We start from the raw sequence: 1,199 nt of genomic DNA, 5'->3' as shown, positions 1-1,199 counted from the left end.
ACCTGATGTGACGATGATGCTTGCCAGAGATGTCGCAAGCGCCATGTGCATGCTCATTTCTGGAGAAATGCCCGCCCAAGGCAGCAAAAATAACAACGCAGGTACGACGATTAATCCGCCCCCAATGCCGAGTAGCCCCGCCATCACACCAACAAAAGCGCCCAGCGCCAGCAATAACAAAAATAAAGAGACGGTCACGATTACCTACTTTTTCCCTGCACGAACGAAGCCTGCAAAACCTTGTTGGATAAAGAAATCATGCATCATTTGATGAATCTCCTCTCCGTACGATTTTGTCATCGCCTGTTCTGCTAGTTTTTCTAGTTCCTGTTGTTGGCTATGACGAATCAAATACTTCACCTTAGCCACGTTAGATGTGTTCATACTTAAGCTGGTGTATCCCAACCCAAGTAATAAGAGCGCACCAAATGGATCACCGGCTAATTCACCGCAGATGCACACTGGCACATGATATTTATCGCACACGTCATGAATCTGTTTGAGCGCTAACAGCACTGCCGGATGCATGGATTCATAGACATCAGCGACGCGGGAATTGTTCCGATCCACCGCCAGTAAATACTGAGTTAAGTCGTTAGTACCAACAGAGACAAAATCCACTCGATGCGCGATGGCAGGAAGCAGATATACCATCGATGGTACTTCGATCATCACCCCGACCTTTGGAGCCTGGATACGCTCATCAAGCAAGACAACTTCGCTGTAGGCTTGGTTGATCAGCGTCATCGCATCATCCAGCTCTTTAATACCAGATACCATGGGTAACAAGATACTTAAATTACCACTTTCAGCACTGGCTCTTAGCATCGCACGCAATTGAATCAAAAAGATATCAGGATGATCTAACGTAAAGCGAATCCCGCGCCAACCTAAAAACGGATTGTCCTCTTCGATTGGCAGGTATGGCAATGGTTTATCACCACCGATGTCTAGAGTACGCATCACCACGCGTTGGCTCGAGTAGCTGTTTAATATTGCTCGATATTGATGATACTGCTCATCTTCCGATGGAAAGTGATGTTGAAGTAAAAATGCAATTTCAGTTCGATATAAACCGACACCATCGACGCCCGTATTAATGGCAATGTTGCTATCGGCACTGAGACCCGCATTCAGCATCACTTCAATGTACTGGTTATCTAACGTTACGGCAGGTAATGCGAGGTCTTTATTGACCA

General features: G+C 46.2%; 2 protein-coding genes. Both read right to left on the bottom strand.

Annotated elements, in window-relative coordinates:
• Window positions 1-198: TSUP family transporter (locus R7O12_RS25825; RefSeq protein ID WP_318126907.1), on the bottom strand; the 198-nt coding region annotated here is incomplete at its 3' end.
• Window positions 199-204: 6 nt separating this feature from the next.
• Window positions 205-1,199, bottom strand: a 995-nt coding sequence (locus R7O12_RS25820) for a putative PEP-binding protein (protein ID WP_318126905.1), incomplete at its 5' end; no start/stop codon positions are given.

The sequence above is a fragment of the Vibrio sp. Vb1574 genome (assembly GCF_033338675.1).
Note: the sequence above shows the minus strand (reverse complement) of the source record. Positions and strands in the feature narration are given on the sequence as shown.